The sequence below is a fragment of the Chromobacterium vaccinii genome, from assembly GCF_001855275.1.
In the GTDB taxonomy this organism is placed as follows: domain Bacteria; phylum Pseudomonadota; class Gammaproteobacteria; order Burkholderiales; family Chromobacteriaceae; genus Chromobacterium; species Chromobacterium vaccinii.
Genome location: NZ_CP017707.1, coordinates 3,283,992 through 3,306,727, shown reverse-complemented (window position 1 = coordinate 3,306,727; position 22,736 = coordinate 3,283,992). Strand labels below are relative to the sequence as shown.

The 22,736-nt window shown below is 60.5% G+C and carries 22 protein-coding genes; 12 read left to right on the top strand and 10 right to left on the bottom strand.

Annotated features, from left to right (window positions below):
- Positions 1-243: 243 nt before the first annotated feature.
- Together BKX93_RS15315 and BKX93_RS15310 are read right to left on the bottom strand one after the other, a co-directional pair.
- Positions 244-957, bottom strand: a complete 714-nt coding sequence (locus BKX93_RS15315) for a GIY-YIG nuclease family protein (RefSeq protein WP_222103260.1) — start codon at positions 955-957, stop codon at positions 244-246.
- A 70-nt stretch (positions 958-1,027) separates the two neighbouring features.
- Complete coding sequence (locus tag BKX93_RS15310; protein ID WP_070980486.1) at positions 1,028-1,429, bottom strand: very short patch repair endonuclease; 402 nt, start codon at positions 1,427-1,429, stop codon at positions 1,028-1,030.
- 125 nt (positions 1,430-1,554) lie between these two features.
- Here BKX93_RS15310 and BKX93_RS15305 point away from each other — a divergent pair, with 125 nt between their 5' ends.
- From BKX93_RS15305 to BKX93_RS15290, 4 genes are all read left to right on the top strand, one after another.
- Positions 1,555-2,712, top strand: coding sequence for a DNA cytosine methyltransferase (locus BKX93_RS15305; protein WP_083340575.1), 1,158 nt, complete (start codon positions 1,555-1,557; stop codon positions 2,710-2,712).
- Positions 2,713-3,176: 464 nt separating this feature from the next.
- Entirely contained in the window at positions 3,177-3,497 is a 321-nt protein-coding gene (locus tag BKX93_RS15300) for a DUF1484 family protein (protein WP_244887186.1), read from the top strand.
- Positions 3,498-3,773: 276 nt separating this feature from the next.
- Positions 3,774-4,175, top strand: a complete 402-nt coding sequence (locus BKX93_RS15295) for a DUF1484 family protein (RefSeq protein ID WP_070980482.1) — start codon at positions 3,774-3,776, stop codon at positions 4,173-4,175.
- Positions 4,176-4,245: 70 nt separating this feature from the next.
- Positions 4,246-4,629 (top strand): DUF1484 family protein, encoded by a 384-nt coding sequence (locus BKX93_RS15290; protein WP_046168508.1) that lies wholly within the window; start codon positions 4,246-4,248, stop codon positions 4,627-4,629.
- A gap of 77 nt (positions 4,630-4,706) precedes the next feature.
- On the opposite strand, the gene BKX93_RS24790 is transcribed toward BKX93_RS15290, so the two are convergent.
- The 3 genes from BKX93_RS24790 to BKX93_RS15285 are packed head-to-tail and all read right to left on the bottom strand — an operon-like array spanning position 4,707 to position 8,786.
- Positions 4,707-5,183: a hypothetical protein gene (locus tag BKX93_RS24790; RefSeq protein WP_144408899.1), complete on the bottom strand. Its 477-nt coding sequence runs from the start codon at positions 5,181-5,183 to the stop codon at positions 4,707-4,709.
- Positions 5,176-6,033: a type 1 periplasmic-binding domain-containing protein gene (locus BKX93_RS24785; RefSeq protein WP_144408898.1), complete on the bottom strand. Its 858-nt coding sequence runs from the start codon at positions 6,031-6,033 to the stop codon at positions 5,176-5,178. Before BKX93_RS24785 ends, BKX93_RS24790 begins: the two co-directional genes overlap by 8 nt.
- Positions 6,034-6,044: 11 nt before the next feature.
- Positions 6,045-8,786, bottom strand: coding sequence for a type VI secretion system Vgr family protein (locus tag BKX93_RS15285; protein ID WP_083340573.1), 2,742 nt, complete (start codon positions 8,784-8,786; stop codon positions 6,045-6,047).
- Positions 8,787-9,291: 505 nt separating this feature from the next.
- Between BKX93_RS15285 and BKX93_RS15280 the strand changes: the two genes are divergently transcribed.
- From BKX93_RS15280 to BKX93_RS24780, 3 genes are read left to right on the top strand one after another with little or no spacing between them, the layout of a single operon-like run.
- Positions 9,292-11,916: a type VI secretion system Vgr family protein gene (locus BKX93_RS15280; protein WP_070980481.1), complete on the top strand. Its 2,625-nt coding sequence runs from the start codon at positions 9,292-9,294 to the stop codon at positions 11,914-11,916.
- A gap of 12 nt (positions 11,917-11,928) precedes the next feature.
- Entirely contained in the window at positions 11,929-14,154 is a 2,226-nt protein-coding gene (locus tag BKX93_RS24085) for a M23 family metallopeptidase (protein ID WP_083340572.1), read from the top strand.
- An 11-nt stretch (positions 14,155-14,165) separates the two neighbouring features.
- Complete coding sequence (locus BKX93_RS24780; protein WP_145929326.1) at positions 14,166-14,639, top strand: hypothetical protein; 474 nt, start codon at positions 14,166-14,168, stop codon at positions 14,637-14,639.
- Positions 14,640-14,715: 76 nt separating this feature from the next.
- Here BKX93_RS24780 and BKX93_RS15270 read toward each other — a convergent pair whose 3' ends face one another.
- Entirely contained in the window at positions 14,716-15,648 is a 933-nt protein-coding gene (locus BKX93_RS15270; RefSeq protein ID WP_083340571.1) for an MBL fold metallo-hydrolase, read from the bottom strand.
- A gap of 140 nt (positions 15,649-15,788) precedes the next feature.
- Between BKX93_RS15270 and BKX93_RS15265 the strand changes: the two genes are divergently transcribed.
- Both BKX93_RS15265 and BKX93_RS15260 read left to right on the top strand, forming a co-directional pair.
- The gene (locus tag BKX93_RS15265) at positions 15,789-16,700 is read left to right on the top strand and encodes a LysR family transcriptional regulator (protein ID WP_070980477.1); all 912 of its coding nucleotides are present in this window, start codon (positions 15,789-15,791) and stop codon (positions 16,698-16,700) included.
- A 70-nt stretch (positions 16,701-16,770) separates the two neighbouring features.
- Positions 16,771-17,205: a hypothetical protein gene (locus BKX93_RS15260; protein ID WP_070980475.1), complete on the top strand. Its 435-nt coding sequence runs from the start codon at positions 16,771-16,773 to the stop codon at positions 17,203-17,205.
- A gap of 74 nt (positions 17,206-17,279) precedes the next feature.
- Here BKX93_RS15260 and BKX93_RS15255 read toward each other — a convergent pair whose 3' ends face one another.
- Positions 17,280-19,262: a methyl-accepting chemotaxis protein gene (locus tag BKX93_RS15255; protein ID WP_070980473.1), complete on the bottom strand. Its 1,983-nt coding sequence runs from the start codon at positions 19,260-19,262 to the stop codon at positions 17,280-17,282.
- Positions 19,263-19,562: 300 nt separating this feature from the next.
- On the opposite strand from BKX93_RS15255, the gene BKX93_RS15250 reads away from it, so the two are divergent.
- Complete coding sequence (locus BKX93_RS15250) at positions 19,563-20,027, top strand: antitoxin Xre/MbcA/ParS toxin-binding domain-containing protein (protein WP_186009429.1); 465 nt, start codon at positions 19,563-19,565, stop codon at positions 20,025-20,027.
- A complete protein-coding gene (locus BKX93_RS15245; protein ID WP_046167538.1) occupies positions 20,024-20,467 on the top strand; it encodes an RES family NAD+ phosphorylase in 444 nt (147 codons plus the stop codon). Before BKX93_RS15250 ends, BKX93_RS15245 begins: the two co-directional genes overlap by 4 nt.
- 26 nt (positions 20,468-20,493) lie before the next feature.
- On the opposite strand, the gene BKX93_RS15240 is transcribed toward BKX93_RS15245, so the two are convergent.
- The 3 genes from BKX93_RS15240 to lptM form a co-directional block, all read right to left on the bottom strand.
- Positions 20,494-20,856 (bottom strand): hypothetical protein, encoded by a 363-nt coding sequence (locus BKX93_RS15240; RefSeq protein WP_046167539.1) that lies wholly within the window; start codon positions 20,854-20,856, stop codon positions 20,494-20,496.
- A 117-nt stretch (positions 20,857-20,973) separates the two neighbouring features.
- On the bottom strand, positions 20,974-22,068 hold the full coding sequence (locus tag BKX93_RS15235; protein ID WP_046155246.1) for a pyridoxal phosphate-dependent aminotransferase: 1,095 nt from the start codon (positions 22,066-22,068) through the stop codon (positions 20,974-20,976).
- 92 nt (positions 22,069-22,160) lie between these two features.
- On the bottom strand, positions 22,161-22,325 hold the full coding sequence (lptM, locus tag BKX93_RS24775) for an LPS translocon maturation chaperone LptM (protein WP_160298899.1): 165 nt from the start codon (positions 22,323-22,325) through the stop codon (positions 22,161-22,163).
- Positions 22,326-22,411: 86 nt separating this feature from the next.
- Between lptM and cyaY the strand changes: the two genes are divergently transcribed.
- Positions 22,412-22,732 carry an iron donor protein CyaY gene (gene cyaY, locus BKX93_RS15230; RefSeq protein WP_046155247.1) on the top strand — a complete coding sequence of 107 codons (321 nt, stop codon included), beginning with the start codon at positions 22,412-22,414 and terminating at the stop codon, positions 22,730-22,732.
- Positions 22,733-22,736 lie beyond the last annotated feature (4 nt).

The window sequence follows — 22,736 nt, the reverse complement described above, 5'->3', positions numbered from 1 at the left end:
TGTGCTTGAGCTTTTTATAGAAAGATACCAAGTGGGAGATCCGATCAAGTGGCGGGACACGGTGCAGCGGCGGCTGAAGTCCTGAGAGAGGATAATCCAGGAAGATGGGACGCCCATACCGCCTCCGTCCCACTTTCATCTATAATCCCGCTGATTTTCCGTGGGACTCATCTAGTTGAAGATGGGATCCTACAAAGGGTGAATCACCCCCCACTTTCCTAGATACCTCGTAAGCCTCAAAAACTACTCATCCTCTTCATCGCTATCATCCAACGCTCTTGCCAACCGTTGCTCCGACAACCATTGCAATCGCTTGGCCTGCGTCAACAAAACGCCGCGCAAACCCTTTTGCACTTTGCGTTCACTGATGACTTGAGCCAACCGAGAGATGGTTTGCGTGCGTCTGGCGATGCGGATGTCGGGATGAGAGCGGATTCGCAGCACTTCATCAGACACTACTACTCCAGCGTGCGAGACTGGGATAGAGACATCGACTTGCGGCGTGGGCGGCGCTTTTTCATTGAGAATGGCTTTGAATTTTGATCGCTCGATAGCTTGCGAGTAAATGGCGTGCTCAAGGGCGTCAAGCCGTTTTCTAGCTTCAGCGTCTTTCTTGGAGACCTTCTGCAATTCTGGCAACGGATAAACCACAATGGTGTGGACCTCGAACGGGTCCAACACGTTCATCGCCACCGCGTCAGTGCGCTGATTGGTTAAGTGGCGTCGGATGCGGGTTCGCAGAGATTCTTTGGTTTGGCCGACGTAGATGGGCTCGCCGTCGTAGTCGTAAAACGAGTAAACGCCCCAGACATAGTTGCCAAGCCGGATAGGTTTGTCTGTGATGGGATCGATGACCTCACGGTTGAGAAAGGCTTCCAGCCTATCTCTCAACTCTTGGGTTTCGAATGGTAAATCGGCGCGCGCGAGTCCTTCGCTCAGGTTGGTGATATCGCTCAAAACCATACCTCTATGACAATAAAATTGACGAGAATGAATCACGCCATCTTATGCCATCCGCCCACACCTGTTAACCAAGAAAATTCTTGAGCATGCTCTGTATCAAAAACGCGTCTCGGGTTTGGCATTCCCAAATCTCCAAGATGCGCCAACCCATCCCTTCCAGCCGTGCCCGTGTAGCGACATCCCTAGACATATTGGCTTGGATTTTGGCTTGCCAGTATGCTTGATTTGACTTCGGCATCCGGCATCGCCCGCAATCGTGGCCGTGCCAAAAACAGCCATGGACGAACACCGCTTGGCGCCGTCCTTTGAACACTAAATCCGGCTTGCCTGGCAGCTCTTTTCCATGCAGGCGATAGCGATAGCCTAACGCGTAAGCGATCTTCCTGACTGTCATTTCCGGTTTGGTATGCTTAGACTTGATGCGTCCCATCACGAGGCTACGCGCCTCCGGCGACAGGGTGTCCATAGGGTTGCCTCATTTCCGGTTCAAGGGCTTGAGCGGCGGGATTTGAGATATGTGATACTATACGCGTCCGCCGCGAAAAGCATGGCGGGGTTTGCGCATCGAATTGATTTTTAAGGGGGAAAATTATGGAATACAGCAGCAATTGCGTGAAAGAGCCGCAATGCGAAGCTTATGCCGCGCCCTCTTACGCCAGCCCGTCCAACCAGCAGCACAAGCGAAAGCGCAAACCCGCTTTTCTGGAGTTTTTCGCCGGCAGCGGCCTAGTCTCCCACGCCCTCGCCCCCTACTTCGACACCGCCTGGGCCAACGACATCAGCGCCAAGAAGGCCAAGGTGTATGCGGCCAACCACGCGCCTGGCAAGTTCGAACTACGTTCAATCACTGAGGTATACGGTGGGTTGTTGCCGCATGCCGATCTTTCCTGGGCCAGCTTCCCTTGCCAGGACTTGTCTTTGGCTGGGTTGAACGGCGGCATTCACGCCGAGCGCAGCGGCTTGGTTTGGGAATGGCTGCGCATCTTAGACGAGTCAAAGCAGACAATACCTTTGTTAGTAGCGGAAAACGTGGTGGGTTTGGTATCTGCTAATGGCGGCGATTACTACCGCACGCTGCACGCCAGCTTGCGCGAGCGGGGTTATAGGGTCGGCGCGTTGATGCTGGATGCCGCGCGCTGGGTGCCGCAGTCTCGCCCCAGAATTTTTGTGGTTGCCTTGCACAAAGACCACGCAGTTCCCCCCGAACTGATGGCCGAAGGCCCAACCTGGGCGCACTCCCAGGCCATCATCAAAGTCGCGGAAGGCTTGGAAGATTGGGTTTGGTGGAAATTGCCCGAGCCCGCCCACCGCAAACAGGACCTTGCCGACATCATCGAGTGGGATGCTCCTTGCGATCCTCCGGAAGTCGCCGCACGCAATATCGCGTTGATTCCTGAAAATCATCGCCGCCTACTGGACAGCTTTGAAACCTTCGCCGCTCCAGGCTATAAGCGCACAAGAGCCAGAGGCCAGACTCTGGAACTGCGATTCGACGGCGTCGCCGGATGCCTGCGCACCCCCAAAGGCGGCAGCAGTAGACAATTTTTGGTGCTGAAGCGGGATGGGAGGCTGTCTACCCGCTTGCTGACCGTCAGAGAAACCGCTCGTTTGATGGGCGCGCCAGACACCTTCCAGCTGCCAGGCAGCTACAACGACGGTTATATGGCGATGGGCGATGCCGTCGCCGCGCCTGTCGCCGCCCACCTCGCCAAACATCTGCTTGCGCCACTGTACAAGGCGACTGTTTAATCGCGACTTCTGAAAAGAAGGCAAGCCATCTGTTTGCCTTCTTTTTTGCCTTTTAAATCAACCCCCTCACCATGCCTATAGCATAAAACTGCCCTGCGATACGCACATCTTCGCTTGCCTAGCAAGCCTTTCAGCTAGATAATTGATCCCGTGCCGTTCAATAGCGGCACCGGGATTGGCGTCCTGTTACATCTTCCATCGAACTGCCGCGTTCGCCGCGCCAGTTCGATCACCATTGCTACGCGCAATTTATGGCGGGCCGTGGTGGGAGTGTCGCGAGACACGCCGGAGGAGATGCCGGTAACGCCAATCCCGCCATGCGCCTGCCACCCCCGATTGGCGTCGGGAAAGCAGGATTGAGCACTCATCTCCGTGAGGATCTTGCTATGACTAGCATTTCCCGCAGTGCGTCTCACTCTGCCGTATCCCCCAGCCCTTTGCCCCGTTCCGGGGTGTCTGCCTCTTTGTCTCAGCCCAGCCTGCTGGCCATGTATCGGCTGCATGATGCCTTTGCCGCCTTGCAAGACCAGCTAGCCCGTAAGCCGCAGACCTGCGCCCGCGTGCCGGCGGCGCAGCTGGCGCATCTGTGCCGCGACATTGAGGACGCAGTGGTGGAAACCATCTGCCACTTGGCCCACGGCCAGCTGGGCTTGCAGGCGCTGTTGGGCCTGCTGTCCGCGCTGGGCGACGATGTGCGCCTGCCGTCCAGCCGCCTCCAGCAGTTGTTGGCGCCGCTGGACAAACGGATGGAAGCGTCGCTCAGCCGGCTCACCGGCGTGCTGTAAGCCGCTGCCGCCGCGGCCCATCCGGGCACGGCGGCCGCTGAGAACCCCGTGTTGGGGTGGGCAGCGGCGTGGCGGCACCTTGGGGGCGCACCCACCCATCGCGCCCCTCGCCGCCTGCGCATCAGGCACCGCTCCGCCCTCGCCGCTTTCTCCGCCCCAGCACGGGACGCACTGACTTGCCGCTCGCCCGCGCGCGTTGGCCTGTCCCCGGCTGCTCAGCTGGGATAGGCGCTGGCTCGCGCCCGGGCGAGCGGACTTTCTCGCTGGAGGATACGCATGTCCCACCCCACTGAATTTGCGCCGTTTGCCGTGCACATCCGCCCCCAGGCGCATGGCCACGGCCCACTCCGCCACCTGCGACCATCCAACCCGGCCGCGCCGCTGGCCAAGCTGAACCACATCTTTGCCCAGCTGCAGGCGCAATTGGCCGACCCCGATCTAGCCAGCCTGCGCCAACCCGTGGCGCAGCTGGCCCACCTGTGCCGGGAGATGGAGGACGCGGTAAGGGAATCCATCCCCCACCTGGCCCATGCCCAGCTGGGCCTGGAATCCATGATGGACCTGCTCTCATGCCTGGGCGACGACGTGCGCCTGCCATCCAGCCGGCTGAAGGAGCTGCTGGCGCCGCTGGATAAGCGCATGGACCAGCCGCTCCACTTGCTCACCCGCGCGCTGTAAACGCACAAGCCAGCCGGGCCCGCACACGCAGGCCCGGCGGTTTCCGCTATCCAGTCATGGAGGAAAACGCATGTCCAACATCACCCCGCTAGTGCCGCCCACATTCAATCAAGACGCCGACACGAACAAACCCAACCACCTTCCCACCACCGTAGCCGCGCTGGTAGAGCTGAACCAGATCGTCACCAAACTGCAAAACCCGCTTACCCACCACAGCCCCACCGCTCTGCGCCTGCTGGTGGAAAGGCTGGTGGAACTCAACCAGGACATCGAGCAAACCCTCAGCACCAGCAACCAAACTCTGGCCCGCGCCAGCGAAGGCATGCAATCGCTGCTGGATCTGCTGCGCCTGGCAGACGGCACGCCACTCCCCGGCCGCCAGCTGTTCAGCCTACTCACCCCGCTGCATCAAGAACTGCTGCTAGCCCGCCATCAGCTGATAGGTCGGGTGTAGCAAAAAGCCCACCCGGCCGGATGGCGGGGTGGGCTTTATGAATCACAGGTGATTTCTGAATCGCAGAGATTAATATGTCAAAACTGGATAGCCAGTAGAAGGTCTTTAACAGGAATCTGCATTGGTTTACTCTCTGGATTTTTCCCAAAATATGATACCTCGACTAACCTGCATGGAAACGTATCCATACCGCCCAACTGTTTTATCAAGTTCTTTCTTGTTACAACCTCCGAAAAAGCCCCACCGTTTGCATCAAAACTCACATCTGCAACATATGAATTAAGTCCTGCGCCTTTTTTAATAGACGAGGCTATCATTCCAATTTCATTACTCGATAAGGACTCACGCCCAGCATCGCCTTTTGCAATCTCACACTTTAAATAGCTATGAGCAACCAATTCTTCTTGACTATCAAAATACAATTTGACCTGATACCCAGCCCCGTTCTTCATCTGCTTATATGAAATCATTGGTGCCGATGGGCTATACCATACGTACCCTCCCCCCAGCCCTACGATGACAATTAGTCCAAATATCCCCCAGTACTTACTCACCTAAACTCTCCCTCACAGAGCTTTCAAACATCTGCCATCCAGTTTTGCCATTTGATAGCACCACTTTCATTGCCGGCAACGTATCCACATGCGCAATATCAACGATACAACTCAAGTCAGGCATGCGCTTAGGATCCCAGATTCGACCAGCAACAGCTCCACCAGCCCCCTTTAGAACAACATCTGCCGGAGTAATCTGTTTATCAGGGCCAATCATCCAACGCCGCCCTGTTTCTGCAACAATATTAGAAGTCACATCAGTTACGGAGTTTTTAAACCCCACCCAGCTTCCACTCGTTGCCCCTTTGTATATACCCTTTACATTACTCTGCTCGTAATGAATATTTAACCAATATTTGGCAACAGGCTCGGGAGGCATTGCATATATATCTGCAACTCCTTTCAAGACAGGATTCTCACCTACAGGATCAAGCGTAATTAACATCTCAATAGAAAAGCCTCTTTCTGATAATTTCTGAGATAAATGCGCACCATTCCACCCCCCAAGACTATGACCAACAATATAAACTTTAGTGGATTTTTTTAATTTAACTTTATCTATCAATGCATTTATTTCTTCTTTACCATGAACTTCATAATAACCATTATATGAAAACTCAGCCACTCCACCCGCTATTTCTTTGGAGAATACACTAGAAAAATTATCAGTTACCGCCTGGACATTATAATTCGGCCCGCTTCCCATAAAGCTGCGTCGATCACCTGCACCACCAATAAAAAACACAAAAACTTTAGGCGGCTTTTTCACTTCAATTTTCTTTACTTCTCCATTGAAAGAGGGGGTTAAACTCCTCTGCTCCACCTTTAAATTTTCTATGTTCTTTCCCATATCTCAACCATTCAAGAATTTTTTATATGAATTTCAATATTTTCCGCTGCATCAGGATTCTTTACTTGGTGAGTAAAGCCACTAGCATCAGTAACCCCTCGCTCAACTCCACCAAACCCTCGATGAATTTCATACTTATGATTAGCCAGAGGTTTACCTGTGTGCTGATCTACTAGCTGAAAACGATCATCAAACTTGGTTTGTGGCATAGCGTTATATGTCTGTCCAAGGCTTGTCCCCCCGCTCCAATCATGGCTAGCTCCCTTGAAACTGATCGTGCCCGGCGCATGCAGCTCGATCTTGCCGTCCTTGATCCGCACATAGGCACCGCCGCTGGTGAGCAGGATTTCCTGTTTGCCGTTGAGGTGGATCTTCTGCTTGGCCGAGGTAATGGTCACATCCTTATCCGCCGTCAGCTCCATCGCGTCGCTTTGCGCCTGTACCTGCACCTTCCCCTTCGCCGCGATCAGCTTCAGCGCCACCTTGTCCTTCACCCCCGCCACGAACAGGCTGATGTGCTGGCCGACGTTGTGAATCCAGCGCCGGCCCGTCGTGTGGTTGGCGTCGCGCTGGGCGACCAGGTTCAGGTTCTGGCCAGCGCTGAGGGTTTGGCTTTGCTCGGTCAGGGAGGCGATGCCTGCGGGTGCGGACAGGATCAGCAGCGGCTGCTGTCCGGCTTGCTCTTTCGCGGTTTTGCCGTCCTTGTCGGTGTTGGTTCCCGCTTCCCAGGCTTTCAGCGCGTCGGCGTGGTGCTGCAGGTGGCCGTCGCTTTTCTTGCCGGCCTTGGCGTTGTCCGGGCCGATTTCGTCGGGCCCGGTTTCCATGGTGTCGGCCAGTTGGCCGGTGGCGGTCTCGGCCAGCGCCTGGGAGAGGCTCAGCGCGGCGTCGAGCTGGCTCTGGGCGTGCTCGCGCGCCAGTTGTTTGCCGCCGGCGCCGTTCTGCGCCTCGGTGGACAGCAGCAGGCCGTGGGCCGCGCGGATGGCGCCGTGGTGGTCGGTTCTGAGTTCGAAGCCGTCGCCGCGCGGTTGGGCTTTGCCGTTGCTGCGCGGGTGGGCGAGGTAGCCCTGGTTGAGCTGGGTCTTGCCCGGTTCGCTCGACAGCTTGGCGCGCACTTCGCCAGGGGTGTCGTCGAACAGCAGCTCGCTGTAGCCGCCGCCCTGGTGTTCTTTGGATTTGATGCCGGACAGGGTCTTGTTGGCGGGGAGCGAGCCGGCGCCGCTGAAGTCTGGCGTCGGGTGGCTGCCGTTGTACAACACGCCGGTGATCACCGGGCGGTCGATGTCGCCTTCGATGAAGTCGACCAGCACTTCCTGGCCGATGCGCGGGATGAACTGGTGGCCCCAGCCAGCGCCGGCGCTGGGCATGGCGACGCGCAGCCAGCAGGAGGATTTGTCGTCGAGGCCGGCGCCGATAGTGGGATGCTCTTCCGGCCGCTGCCAGTGGAACTGCACCTTGATCCGGCCCTGGGCGTCGGTGTGGACTTCCTCGCCGGCGGGGCCGACCACGGTGGCGGTCTGCACGCCGAGCGAGGTGGGTTTGGCGGAGGCGGTGCCGGCGTAGGCCGGGGTCAGCGGGATGCCGCGGCGCTGGGCCTGGATCCGGGTGGTGAACGGCGCGTCGGCCTGGTCGCCCGCCGGCAGGATGGCTTTCAGGTCGGTCGGCAGGTTGTTGCGCACCTGAAAGCTTTGGCCGGTGACGACGAATTCGCGCTGCTCGTGGCTGTCGGCCTCGTGCGCCGGGTGGTCGTCCAGGCGGAACCATTGGCCGGCGGTCAGGCCGCGGATGGAGCCGCCGCCTTCGAATTGCTTGGCTTGCAGGTCGTGCGCCTGTTGCCGCAGCCGGGCGTAGTGCGACAGCTGGTCGGCGTCGCCGGCGTAATACAGGCCCTGCGGGTCGTAGTCCTGCAGGCTGGATTGCAGCGCCTGGCCGCCCTGGCCCTGGTCGATCTGGCTGCTGTCGCCGGTGTGCTGGGTGGACACCGGCTGGTAGTCGAAGGTGGCCAGCGCCACGTTGCCGGGCACGATCTGGCGGCTGGCGTTCCAGTCGGTGAGGCCGTCTTCCTCTTCGGTGGCGTCGCTGCGGTGGAAGCGCACGCGCTCGATCTCGGCCGGCGGCAGGCTGTAGGCGTCGTCGAACACCGCCAGCTTGACCTGCGGGCTGTCGCCGTCCACATGCTCGAAGCGCCAGGCGTAGCCCTCTTCATGCAGCAGGCGGACGATGAAGCTGAAATCGTCCTCGCGGTACTGCAGGCAGTAGCTCCGCGGCTGCGCCGGGCCGACCTTGAACTCGATGGCCTGCGCGCGGGCGAACACCGGGTTGGCCGCCTGGTGCTCGTGGACGATCTGCTGGACGATGTCCGGCACGCTCAAGTCCTGGAACACCCGCGAGGTGCGGCGGTGGCGCAGCAGCGCGATTGGCGGCTCGATGGTCAGGCCGTACTGGGCGAAGCCGCCGTCGGAACCCATCAGCCGGGCCTGGCTGACCACGCCGCAGCGGACAGTTTCCTGGCCTTGGGCGTCGGCGATGCCGATGCGGGCGGACTGGCCGAGCAGGGTCTTGAGTTCGATGGCGCCGTCGGGGGAGAGGCAGGTGAGTTGATAACGATAGGCCTTGGACACGCCCTCTTCGCCATCCAGGCTTTGCGGCAGCAGCTGCTCGGCGGCGACCTGCCCGCTGCCCAGCTCCAGGGTGAGCAGGCGCTGGTCTTGATTGAAGGCGGAGGCGAAGGAGGAAAGGAGGCTGTTAAGGTCCATGGCAATCCGGGAGGGAGATAAAAGCCGAACAGGCTTGAATTTCAAAGGGATAAAATAAGATTTGATTGTATTATTTTGCGATAACCGTTAACAATCCAACGGCCTTACCCAAGTCTACAAACCTGACCTAAAAGGCAGGTATGCAGATACTTCTGCGCAACTTGCTGCCGACATTCCCCACTAATCAAGCACTCCAACTGCATACTAATTGTGCTTTGTATTTTCCCTTCCGCGTACGGCTTACTCGGCAAAAAGATATCCTGTGCCTACACGACAGAACGGCTGCCAAATCTTGGAGTGTTCAAACAAATAGCGCTGGCCCTGCCTGGTGCCAATGAGAACTTTCACGCCACCGATTAAACAGCGTTCCCTGTCTTTTGGTACAAATCCGCCAATTTCCTATCAAAGCTAGCTTGTGACAGCCTTCATAAGATCAATAGAATCCTAATCTTCTTCCCGCTCAATGACATACCTTCGCCAGAGGGTATTTTCGTCTGGAATGCCGATGGATCTGAACGCACTGTTGTCCAGCTTTGCTTCCGCCTTTGGCCAAGATAACCGGTTATTGACGCTGCAGCTTGGCACCGGCCAGATAGCCGCCGAGCAGCTGCTGCCGCTAAGCCTGGACGGCGAGGAAGGCGTCTCCCGCGCCTACCGCTACACGCTCACCTGCCTGTCGCCGGACGGCAATATCGAACTCAAGACGCTGCTGGGCCAGCCGGCCCGAATCGGCATTGCGGATGCGGACGGAGACGAAACCATCCGCTGCGGCGTGGTCAGCCAAGCCAGGCTGGCAGGGTCTGACGGCGGTTTCGCCAAGTACGAGCTGACCATCGAGCCGCCGTTCGCGCTGCTGCGCCACCGTAAGACCTCCCGCGTGTTCCAGGACCTGTCGGTGCCGGACATCGTCAAGCAAATCCTGGCTGAGCATCAGACCGCCAACCCCGCCTTCGCCCGGGCGCAGACGCTGGACATCCAGATCAAACCAGCCCCGCCGCGCAGTTATACGCTGCAGTATCGCGAGAGCGATTTCGATTTCATCGTCAGGCTGTTGCATGAGGAAGGCTACGCCTGGCGATTCGTTCATCTGGATGAAGTGACCGAGCGAGGTAGCGAAGCGTCGCGAGGAAATAGCCCACAGGTGGAACTGGCCATCTTTGACGATGTCCACAGCCTGCCGGGCTCCAAGCTGGAACGGGTGCGCTTCCATCGCAGCGACGCCACTGAGGAAGAAGATGGCCTCACCGGTTGGGAAGCCGCGCGCCAGATCGTGCCCGGCGGCACCGCCTTGGCCAGCTACGATTACAAACCGGTCTACACCCAGCAGATCCAGGATGATAGCCGCATCGACCAAGGCCAGACCGGCCAAGCCCTGCAAAGCAGCCTGACGCAATACGACGCGCCGGGCTTGTACTATGCCGGCGATGAGGAGCAACTGGGCCATTACGCCGAGCTGCGGCAGCAGGCCAACGACCGGCAAGCCAAGTCGTTCAGCGGCAGCGGATCGGTGCGCGGGCTGTTGCCGGGCGAATGGTTCCGTCTGGATGACCATCCCGCGCATGACGGCGATGCGGCGGAAAGCCGAGAATTCGTTGTCACCGGCCAAAGCTTCCAGGTCCGCAACAACCTGCCGACCGACTTGGCGCAGCATGTCGGCACAGACCAAAAAACCGCCCCGTTCTCCACCTCAATCCAGACCCAGCGCCGCGGCATCCCGCTGACGCCGGCGTTTGCCGATACCGAGCATGCCAAGCCGAAATCTCGCGGCGTGCAGACCGCCACCGTGGTCGGCCCCGCCGGCGAAGAAGTCCACACCGATGAACAAGGCCGGATCAAGGTGCAGTTCCACTGGCAGCGGCCGGACGAACACCCGACCATCGGCGCGGCGATGGATGACAAGTCGTCATGCTGGGTCCGTGTGGCGATGCCGTCAGCCGGCGCCGGCTGGGGCCATCAGTTCATCCCGCGCATCGGCCAGGAAGTGCTGGTCGACTTCATCGAAGGCGACATCGACCGCCCGGTGATCACCGGCGTGCTGTACAACGGCAGCCACCCGACGCCCGACTTCAGCGGCGCCGGCAGCCTGCCCGCCAACAAGACCCTGTCCGGCATCAAGAGCAAGGAACATCAGGGCGGCGGCTACAACGAGCTGCTGTTCGACGACACCCCCGGCGAAGTGCGCGCCAAGCTGTCGAGCGAACCGGGCAAGACCCAGCTCAACCAGGGCTACCTCGCCCATCCGCGCAGCAACGGCAAAGCCCAGCCGCGCGGCGACGGCTTCGAGCTGCGCACCGACAATCACGGCGCCATCCGCGCCGCCCACGGCCTGCTGCTGTCCACCGAGGCGCAGAACGGCGCTTCTGGCAAGCAACTGGCGCGCGAACATGCGCAAAGCCAGCTGCAATCCGCTGTCGCGCTCAGCCAAGCGCTAGCCGAAACCGCTACCAGCCAACTGGCCGACACCATGGAAACCGGCCCGGACGGCATTGGCGACGACAACGCCAAAACCGGCAAGAAAGCCGCCGGCCACGCGCAGCACCAGCTGGATGCCTTGGCCGCCTGGGAGGCGGGCACCAACACCGACAAGGACGGCAAGACCGCCAAGGATCAAGCCGGCCAGCAGCCGCTACTGATCCTGTCCGCTCCGGCCGGCATCGTAAGCGCAACCGAACTGAGCCAGACGCTGGCAGCCGGAGCCAATCTCATCCTAGTTGCCCAGCGCGACGCCAACCACACCACCGGCCGCCGCTGGATTCACAATGTCGGCAAGAGCATCAGCCTGTTCGTGGCGGGGGTGAAGGACAAGGTGGCGCTGAAGCTGATCGCCGCCAAGGGCAAGGTGCAGGTACAGGCGCAAAGCGACATGATGGAAATCACGGCTGATCAGGATGTGACGATTACTTCATGCAAGGAAAAGGTTGTCGTCAACGCCAAGCAAGAAATTCTGGTCACAGCCGGCGGCGGCTATATCCGCATCGCCGGTGGCAATATCGAGGTGCATTGCCCCGGCACCGTCAGTGTCAAGGGCGCCAGCCACAATCTGAGCGGACCGGCCAGCATGAACCCTCCGCTGCCAACGCTCCCCAAAGACAAGTACACCCCTCCCAATACCCATCCGTTCTCGGAATAAGCGGATACCAGCATGATTATCAGCCCTCCCATTCTCAAAACGCCCCAGGGCAACGCCAGCGATGAGCAATGGCTTGCCAGCCTGATGCCATTCTCCTCACGTGGAGGCTTTCCCATCGCCAGCCGCATGGCTTGGCATGGCGGCCAGCACATCGAACATACGGACACCGGCGCGCACGGCGAACCGGTGCGCGCCATCGCCGACGGCGTGGTTGTATACAAGCGGACGCCCTCGCCCGATGCCGACAAAAAGCCCCTGGCTTATCAGGGCGAGACCGACAACGGCTGCGTGGTGCTCAAGCACAACACGGAAATAGGCGAGGGGCCGGATGGCCAGATCGAGTACTACTCCATCTACATGCATCTGAAGGAAGTCTTCGTCAAAAACAAGCAGCCGGTAAACCGGAAGGACAGCTTGGGCAGCGTAGGCAGCTGCAATGGCAAGAACGCCATTCATCTGGAAATCATTTGCGACGACGCCAACCTGAAAAAGATCGTCGGCAGAAGCTCGGGCAAGCTGGACATCAGCACGGATGGCCGGGACAAGATCATCTACGGCGACATGCATTTCTACCTGCCGCCCGGCACACCGTTCTACGCATCAATTGCCTCGCCGCAAGCGCCCACCGGCAACGGGGCGCCTGTTCATACCTCCACGGTGCCTTTGTTCGTGACGATGCGATTCGAGCGCGGAAAGTGCTTGCTGACCACCCGCCAGGAAGACCCTCAACAAGAAGGCTTATACATCGAGTTAGATCAGCCGCTGGCTGATAGCGATGACAAGTACGAATACAACCTCTACAGCAAAGCCGCAGCCCTAGGCGACGCCTTCCATATCGCGCCGAGTGCCGCTTATGAACTGCTCCGCTTTGGCCGGGTTATCAATACTGAGAACGAAACCCCCATCGCAGCGGGAGCCGCTCCGCACTGGCACAAAGTCAACTACCCAGGCGGACAAGGTTGGGTTGATCTGAATGCGGCGGAGATCAAGAAGTTCAGCGATGCCGACTTTCCTCACTGGTCAGGCTGGAGCTTGATTGACGACGATCCAACACCAGACAGCCAGTGCAACTCCCCAGCGCTTGAAAAGTGGATTGTAGGTAACTCAGGAAAGAAATTGACTGCGGATGCGCTCTCAGCAGCGCTTGGAGATGCAAGGATACAATCCCGGTTTTCACGTGCAATCTGCAAGTTTCCAACAGAATGGGAAAAGGGACAGATTGATACGCGATATGATTGGTTGAAGAAAAAAAGCGACGTATTGAATGATCCCATGACGGAGGAGCTGTATGCTGATTTCAAAGCATACGTGGAAACTTTGTCCTTCTGGGAGGAGGCTGGGCTAGAAATAAATAGCAACCACTGGCACTTTCATCCTAGACTGTGGTTTGAGCATTTTAGAAAATGCATGTGGCTAAGCGCTTCCGAACTTGCGCTGACATACCCTAGATATCCTTTTTATCAAAAATCCGGAGATAGATATAAGCCTCTCAAGGGAAATACCTTTAAAGTCGGCAAGAAAAATGCCGAGAGAAATTTCTCCCCCTATCATAAGCAACTGAATTTATGCATTAGGAAGTATCTAGTTAACAGCCCTCTCCGTGTTTCGCATTTTTTAGCTCAATGCATGACAGAAACGGCACAATGGCGTGATCTGCCAAAATATCCGGCAATGATGGAATGGGGCTTCGGAAAGTACAATGCTGCCAACCCGATGACCAAGTACTACACATGCTTTTATGGCCGAGGCATTATGCAGCTAACTTGGGTAGGAAATTATAGCGCTTATGGGAAATACAAACTAATTCCAAATCACAATGGCGCATATATAGAAAGAATGCCAGGTACGGCCACAAGAATCATCGCCAACTCTACACATGCCCTATCCGGACCAGACAAGGCAGGATCAATCAAATACACAACATGGCACCCCAGATATGACCCAGACATAATTGCAACTGATCCATTTTATGCTTGTGATAGTGGTGGACATTATTGGACATCAAAACCATTTGGCCACTTAATTAATATAAACAGAAGATGTGACGACGGTAATTCACCCTCTGTAGTGCATGCGGTAAATATCTTAGTCAATGGCGGATGGAATGGGTATTTTGACCGTCAAGCCTACTTTAAATACATATACAACATTCTTTCAGACTTGATATGCGACAAGGATGAAATTGAAGTCTCAACTCCAAAAGGCCTTGTCATTGCAAGCTTAGAAAAACCTGAATAGGGAAGTAAAAATTGAAATACAAAATTCAAATATTGATACCTATAGCCCTAACTTTACTTTCATCCACCCCTAGAGCAGCTTCAATTACAGTTGAAACGCCTAGCAATCTGAAGAAAAATGAATCTACGTACAAAAAGAAATATATCGACCCTAAAGGGGCCTATGCCAAGGCTAAAATCTTCTCGATCGCAAGCTGGAGTGCAAATCAAAAAAAGGGGGCGTTAGTTTTTTTGCAGCTTCATGGGCAATGTCGAGTAGTTAATTTCTCTACACCAACCTCTGATACTGATGATGGTATTCTACTAGACTCTCCATGGTGTAAATTAAAAACCACTCCGACCGTGCAGGAAAGCACAGAATTTTCAATTATCAAGTACACCATTCAAGTCAAAGCTAACTCAACTATCGAAGAGATAAAACTAAACAAAAACACAGGAGAACTCTGCTCAAACTCATTTGGCAATACTAATCTGCAATGCCAATAGGAACTGGGAAAATCTTTCTCCATCCAAACCAAAGTACTCTCCAAGAGCACTTAGCTTATACCTAAAACCAAAATAGTTATTGAAAGTAGTTGAATGTCGTATGGCTGACTATATGATACTTGGCGATGCGGCTCCAACTGACTTCACAGAAACCGCCACCCATAACCATCCCCCCCCGGCTCACCACACCAGCCGACGACGCGCCAAAGTGGGCGGTGAACACGGTGGCTTTATGCTCGCTGGCGTATTCCAGCAGCCAACGGCGGGAAGCGCGCGCGCCGTCTTGCTCCCGGCAGAAGGCTGAGTTCCATTCCGGGTGGTAGACCTGCACCGGCGAATGCATCGCGTCTCCGGTAAAGATGGCGGTTTCACCCGAGGAATGCAGCGTGATGGACATGTGTCCGGCGCAATGCCCGGGCGTGGGGTGGAAATGGAAGGCCTCTTCGTAACGGCCCCCTCCCGCATGGATGCCAATCCCCTGGCCGCTGGCCAGCACCGGGGCCACGCTGTCGTCAAACACCATGCGGCGCTTGTCGGCCTCCGACGTAGCAAAGAAGTCCAACTCGCCCTGCGGCATCGCGTAGCGGGCATTGGGGAAAGTAGGCACCCAGCGGCCGTCCACCAGCCTTGTGTTCCAGCCGACATGATCGGCATGCAGATGGGTCAGCAGTACGTGGTCCACGTCTTCCGGCTGGATGTTCAACATTGCCAGACGCTCCAGAAACGGCGTGCGCAGCCGGTGGAACAGCGCGTTGAACGGCCGTTCCTTGTCATTGCCCAGGCCAGTGTCGATCAGGAACACCTTGCCGCCCAGCTCCACCACCCAGGTATGCACGCTGAGGATGATGTGCTCGCCGCTATCGTCGAACAGCGCGCGCAGCTGCGGCTGCTCGGCCAGCACGCCATCGCGCCAGTCCGCGTACAGGTAGGCCGGGGTGATGCCGGTGAGCAGGGTGTCCGTCACGCGCGTTACGCGCGCATTGCCGATGCGGTAGGTTTGGGCGTTCATCGTGGCTCTCTTGATCGTCAATGCGCCGCCTGGGCGGCGCCGGGTAGCGTTCTACTATCCCGGAAAGTACTCATGCTTTCCAATGCCGATTTATGAATTTGTGATAAATTTCAGGCATCGCTGGCATTGGAAAGATCATCATGGAGCTGCGGCATCTACGTTATTTCGCGGCGGTGGCCGAGCACGCCAGCATGCGCGCCGCGTCCGAGCGGCTGCACATCACCCAGCCGGCCATCACCCGTCAGATCCAGGACTTGGAGGAAGAGCTGGGCTTCGCGCTGTTCACGCGCTCGCCGCGCGGGCTGCGGCTGACGCCGGCGGGCGACAGCTATCTGCGCGACATCCGCCGGATACTGACCGCGCTCGATGCTGCCGGGGCAAGCGCGCGCCGGGTCGCCGACGGCGCAGCCGGGCAACTGCGGCTGGGCTATGTGGAAAACACCGGTTGGGATGGCGTGGTACCGCAGGCGTTGCACCGTTTTCAGGCGGAAACGCCGGACGTGAGCCTGTCGCTGTCCACGCTGAACAGCCCGGAACAGTTCGCCGCCATCGATCAGGATGCGCTCGACGGCGGCTTCGTCTACCAGTTGGGCCCGCTGCCAGACGGCTTCAACGCGCTGCCGCTGCTGACACAGGACGTGGTGCTGGCGCTGCCTCGCGCCTGGCGGATTGCGCACGATGAGGCGCAACCGTTCGACCTGCGCGCGCTGGCCGGACGGCCCTTCGTCTCCTTCCCCCGCGCGGTCTACCCCGAATACCACGACCGCCTGTTCAGCGCCTGCCAGCAGGCCGGCATCCGGCTGGACGTGGTGCAGGAACAACCCACCGAGGCGGCGATGCTGTCGCTGGTCTGCGCCGGTGTCGGCGCGGCCATCGTCAATGCCGCCAATCTGGCGCGCCCGCCGGCGCAGGTTCAGTTTTACTGGCTGCAGAATCTGTCAGTGCCGCTGCCGCTATGCTTCGTCTGGCAACGGGAGACAGGCAATCCGGCGCTGGCGCGATTCATCGCTAGCTTGCGGCAAACCATCACGGAACCGCAGTCCCCGCCATGAAGAAAACCACGGCCCGCAATCCATCGCAGCCACGCTTTAGCCAATCTGCACGCCAGAAGAAAACCAAACCATGCGTAAATCTGCCTCGTTTCGCGCGCTGCTCGCCGCCGGCTTGCTGACACTCGCCGGCTCATGCCTGGCCGCCAAAGACATCGTCCAAGCCTCCGACTTTCTGGACTACCTCCATCCTGGCGCAGCGGATGCGCCGCTGACCTACCACGACCTGATCATGGCAGACGGCTACCACCTCTATTTCACATTCAATGATGACCAGCCGGCCTCCCGGTACCAAGCATGGCCGCTAGAGCGGCTACGCCGCGAACTGCTGCCGGAGCTGGACCGCTACGCCTGCGCCGATACGCTGGCCGCCCGCCCAGGCGACGACATGCGCTGGCCGGAATACCGCCGCAAAGGCGGCAGCCTGGTGGTGCATGTGGAAAGCCTGCAAGACGTCGATTACTCGGTGGTGGTGGTCGCGCCGGGCCGGGCGGGCCTATGCCGCTAACCGCCAAGCGGCCATAAACAAACAGGCGAGGCGGTATCCCGCCTCGCCTGCGATCGCGCATCGCTGCCCGCGGTTTACAGCTTGAACTGCCCGATCAGGCTTTCCAGCTCCTCGCCCAGCCGCGCCAGCGCCACCGTAGCCTGTTGCGCCTGGTGGATGGAATCGTCGGTCTGCAGCAGCATGCCGTGGATGTTTTCGATGTGGCGGGCGATTTCCTGGCTGGCGCTGGACTGCTCGGCGGTGGAGACGGCGATGTCGCCCACCGCGCGCACCACCTGCTGCGCCTGGCCGCTGATCTGCTGGATCGATTGCGACGATTCGCCGGCCAGCCTCACGCCTTGCTCCACCTGCTCCAGCGCGCCGTTCATGCTGTCGGACGCGTGGGTGGTGTCTTTCTGCATGGTCTGGATCACGTCGGAGATTTCCAGCGTGGCCTTGGCGGTGCGTTCGGCCAGCTTGCGCACTTCATCCGCCACCACCGCGAAGCCGCGGCCCTGCTCGCCGGCGCGGGCGGCCTCGATCGCCGCGTTCAAGGCCAAGAGATTGGTCTGATCGGCGATGTCGCGGATCACCGACACGATGCCGGAAATGCGGTCGGAGCGCTGCTGCATGCCGCCCAGCACCTCGGCCAACTGGCGCACGGTGCCGGCGATGCGGCCGATCTCCGCCGCGGTGGCGTCCACATTGGCGGCGGCCTGATTGGACAAGGTGTCCGCCTCGCGGGCGCGCTGCTCGGCCACCCGCGCCGATTCGGCGATGTGGGTGACGCTGACCGACAGCTGCTCGACGCTGGCGGCGGTGGCGTTGGCCGCCTGCGACTGGCGGGCGGAGCTGTCGCGGATCTGGTTCACGTCGCCGGACAGCTGGCGCACCGAGCCCAGCATGTCGCCGGCATGGCGGCGCACGTCCAGCATCATTCGGCGCAGCGAGCCGGTGAAGGTGTTGAAAGCGCCGGCGGCCTGGCCGATCTCGTCGCGGCTGGCGATGGACAGCTCGCGGGTGAGGTCGCCGCTGCCGGAGGCCAGCTCGGTCATCGCGCCCTGCAGCCGGCCCAGCGGACGCAGCAGCTGGTTCAGCGTGGCGCCCAACAGCAGCAGGATCAGCGCCAGGATGCCCAGGCTGATGAAGGCGGACTGCCAGCTGGCCGCGCGCACCGGGGCGAAGGCCTCGTCCTCGGGAATGGAGATGCGCACCGCCCACGGCGTGCCGGCCTCGCCGACCACGATGGGCATGATGAAGTGGCGGAAGCCGTCGTCGCTGCGGTACTCGGCCGGGCGGCCGTCCTTGATCGCCGCCTTGGCCTCGGCCGGCAGGTCCGGCGCGGCCTTGCCGTTCAGCGCAGGCTGGCGGCCGGCCAGCTGCACGCCGCCGTTGGAGTACAGGCTCATGAAGCCGGCGTCGTAGGGACGCACCTTGGCCGCCATTTCCTGCAGATGGCCCAGCGCGATGTCGCAGCCGGCCACGCCCAGCACCTTGCCGCCGATATTGAGCGGGAAGGAAATGGTGCCCATCAGGATTTTCACGTCGGGGTCGACATAGGGTTCGGTCAGCATCGGCTTGCCGGTCTTGCGCGGCTCGGTGTAGTAAGCGCTTTCGTCGACGCCGTCGCTGCCCCACACCACATCCACCTTGCCTGCCTTGCGGAACCAGTACACGCCATAACGGCCGGTATGGTCGTTTTCCGGCTTGCCGGCCAGCTCGGCGTCGCGACCGTCGAAGGCGTTGGGCTCCCAGTCCACCCAGTAGCCGACCGCGTCCGGGTTGTTGGGCAGCTGGCGCTTCACCACTTCGGACAGCAGCGAGCGGCCGTTGGACGGCAGCGCCGCCTTCACGCCGGCCGCGGCCTCGGCCATCGCCTGCGCGGAATCATAAGTCTTGCCCAGCATGCGCTGCACGCGGCCGGCCTCGCTGTCCGCCAGCAGGCGCGCATGCTCCAGCACCGCGCTTTCCGCGTTGCGGTAGCTGTTGTAGATATTGGCCCCCGCCAGCACGGTAAAGCCGATCAGGATCAACAGGCCGGAGCCGGCCAGTATCTTGCCCTTGATGGTTGCAATCATGGTTCACCTCTTGCCGGATGGACCGCGCGCCCGATGGCGGTCCGTCCGATTATCTGCGTATTCATCGCGGAATGAGAATCGATAGTCGCCCCAGGCGCCCGCTTCCCCAGCCCAGAAGGTAACGCAGGAAACGTTCTAGCACAAAGGGATGATTACCGATGCCGCGCAAGGGGGGCGATGATACGCCCCGGCCCGCCGGCTGTCTCGCCAGGTGCGTAAAAACACGGTCCCAACTCAACCCGCTTGCCACCGTCAGGCAAAATGCCAATACTAACCAGGCAAATGCCAATGGAGGCCATCATGTCCCAAGCCCCGTTCAAACCCGATGCCGGCTCGCTGCCGGAGCAGCCGCGCGCGCCGACGCTGCGTTTCGCCCGCCTGTCGCGCATCATCGGCCAAAGAGTGCGCTCCGACCTGGAAGTGGCGCGCTATGTCGCCAACGGCGCCGACACCGGCCTGATCGACCATCTGGCCGGCGAAGGACTCACCCGCAAGGAGCTGGAGTTCGTGATTCCGGCGCGCACGCTGTCCCACCGCATCAAAAAGCACGAAAAGCTGAGCCGCGACGAGTCCGAGCGTGGCGTGCGGGTGGCCAGCCTGCTGGTGCTGGCGCAGCAGGTGCTGGGGGAGGAAGCCACCGGTTGGCTGCGGCAGCCGCTGCGCCGCTTCGACGACGCCAGCCCGCTGGAAATGGCGCAGACCGAGCAGGGCGCGCGGCTGGTGGAAAACCTGCTGGTCCAGATCGACGAAGGCTACGTGGCGTGATCGCCTGGCGGATCAGCAATTACGCCGATCTGAACGGCCTGGGCGGGCTGCGCGCCGACGGCCGCTGGCACCACGCCGGCCGGCCCGTGGTCTACCTGGCGGACCACGCCGCCAGCGCGATGCTGGAAATGCTGGTGCACAGCGAGCTGCGCCGCCTGCCGGCCAGCTTCCAGTTGTTGAAGGTGGAGTTGCCGGACGACGGCATGCTGGACCTGGATCCCGCCGCGCTGCCCGCCGGCTGGCGCGCCCGCCAGGAAGACACCCGCCGCCTGGGCGACGCCTGGCTGGCGCAGGCGCCCAGCGCGCTGCTGCGGGTGCCGAGCGCGCTGGCGGTGGACGGCTGGAACCTGTTGCTCAACCCGCTGCACCCCGCTGCCGGCCGCTGCCGGATTCTCGAAGCCATCGCCGCGCCGCTTGACGCGCGGCTGCGCCAGTCCTGAGCGGCCGGCTCCGTCGTCGGCCCGGCTCAGCGGATCTCGATGTCCGCCAGATGATAGGTGCCGGTACGGCTTTCCTGGCAGAACACCCTGGCCTCTACGGTGACGGTCCTCCCCTGGTAGCGCGCCATCCCTTCCTGGTTCAAGGCCAGCCGGGCCATCGTCTGCCCGCCGCAGGCGGCGCCGTCGTCCAGCCGCAGCGGGCGGCGCAGCCTCAGGTAATGAGCGCGGAACAGCGTGCCCTCGGCCTTGCTGCCGCTGGAGATCGGCCCGGTGACGATGCCGCGCAGCGTCAGTCGGGTGTCGCCGTCGGCGCGCACCGGCATGGCGGCGGCATGGCAGTTGGCCAGCAGGCACAGGCTGGCGATCAGGCGGGTGCGATGATGTGTCATGGTTCTCTTGGCGGAACGTGGGGGCGGCTCGCCGGACCGCAAAAAAATAAGCGATGGGTTTTACCAACCCACCGCTTATGTCATTGGCGTTTGCGCCTGTCAATGTAACTATGCCCGTCAGCGACCGGCCATGCCCTCCAGCACCTTGCTGGACAAGGCCTGCGGCTGGGCGGTGACGCGCAGCAGATGGCGCAGCGCCGGGTGCGGCGGCCGGTGCACCGCGATGCCCTCGGCCAGCAGCTGGCGCTGGATGGCCTCGGACTGCGCGGCGTTGGGATAGACGACGCTGACGAAATTGGTGTGCGAGGGCAGCACGGTCAGGTCGCGCTCGCGCAGCGCGTCGGCCAGCTTGTCGCGCAGCAATACCGTGGCCTGCACCAGCTGACAGGCGTAATCCGGCGCGTCCAGCACCGTCGCCGCCGCGTGCTGGGCGATGCCAGACAGCGCGTACTGCGGCCGGATCTGGTCCGCCTTGGCGATGACGTCGGCCGGCGCCAGCGCGAAACCGACGCGCAGGCCAGCCAGCGCGTAGGCCTTGGACAGCGTGCGCAGCCGCAGCGTATTGGCCAGCACGCCGGAGGGCGGGGCGTCCTCCGGCAGGGTACAAAAATCGATATAGGCCTCGTCCAGGATCAGCAGCGTCTGCGACGGCAGCTGCTGGCGCAGCGCCTGGATGTCGGCCGCCGACCAATAATGGCCAGTGGGATTGTCTGGATTGGCCAGGTAGACCACCACCGCGCGCTCGGCCTGCGCCACCTCGCACAGGCGGGCGAGATCGGGCCGCAGGCCCACGCCCTGCGCCTGGTACGGCACTTCCAGGATGCGGGCGCCGACGCCCTCGGCGAAATAACGGAAGGCCGGGTAGGTGCCGGCGCTGCACACCACCGCGTCGCCGGCGTTGCAGCGCAGCCGCAGCGCCAGCAGGATCAGGCTGTCGGCGCCACAATCGAACAGCACCTGGCTGTTTTCCAGCCCCAGCCGCTGCGCCACCCGCTCGCGCAGCGCCAGCGCGTACGGGTCCGGGTACAGCCGGGCCAATTCGGCCAGCGCCTCGCCCCACGGCTCCAGCAGCGGCGAGGCCGGCTTCACCATGCTCTCGTTGGCGCCCAGCCGGCTGACCACCTTGCGGCCCAGCGCCGCCTCCAGCTTGGCGATGCCGGGAAACGGATTGACGATGGTATGGTGTTCCAGATGACGCGCGTAGTGGGGCATGGCGGCTCCTATTCCCGGGAAACGACGGCCCATTCTAGGCCAAGCCCCGTTCAGACAAGCGATTGCTTGGAAATATCCTTATGTCGCCGCGCTCAACGGGAAGCGGAAGCGTCCGCCTTGGGCGCGGAGGCGTCCGGTTTGACGGCGTGGGCGGCGGACGGCGCCTTCTTGGGCTGCTGCGGCAGCACCAGCGGGCCTTTGTAGCCGCAAGCGGCCAGGATCAGGGTCAAACTTGCGCAAGCGAGCAGGGTACGCATACTGATGGCAATCCGATATGGCAAAATCGACATACTAGCAAAACCTTGCCGGGCGGTGTTGCCGCCGCCGGCGCCATCAGGGAAACATCATGACCGAAAGCGAATTCCTGCAACTGAGCGACGACATCTTCGATCGCATCGAACAGGCGATAGACCAACACGGGCTGGACGCCGACACGCTGCGCCAGGGCAATGTGCTGGAGATCGAGTTCGACAGCGGCGACAAGGTGATCGTCAACCGCCACGCCGTCAACCAGGAAATGTGGATCGCCGCCAAGAGCGGCGGCTACCACTTCTCGCGCCGCGGCGAGGACTGGATCGCCAGCCGCGACGGCGCGGAGTTCTACGCGACGCTGGCCGAGGCCATCCGCGCCGGCAGCGGAGAAGCGTTCAGCTTCGCTGGCTGAGCCC